General features: G+C 59.5%; 1 pseudogene. It reads left to right on the forward strand.

Annotated features, from left to right (window positions below):
* A pseudogene (locus SB756_RS35120) lies at positions 1-237 on the forward strand (hypothetical protein); the annotation flags it as partial.

A 237-nucleotide genomic window follows, 5' to 3' on the forward strand; every position in this document is an offset into this window, starting at 1 on the left:
TTGTCTATCGCCAGCTACAACAAAGCGGTGGTTGAAGCGGTGAATGACGTGGCGCGGGCAGCCAGTCAGGTTCAGACACTGGCGGAGAAAAACCAGCATCAGGCGCAAATTGAGCGCGATGCCTTGCGTGTGGTAGGTCTTGCGCAGGCGCGCTTTAACGCGGGCATCATTGCTGGTTCCCGCGTCAGCGAAGCCAGAATCCCCGCGCTGCGTGAGCGGGCCAATGGCCTGTTATTG

Origin of the sequence: Pseudomonas sp. SIMBA_068, assembly GCF_046534705.1 — a bacterium.
Taxonomy (GTDB): Bacteria; Pseudomonadota; Gammaproteobacteria; order Pseudomonadales; family Pseudomonadaceae; genus Aquipseudomonas; species Aquipseudomonas putida.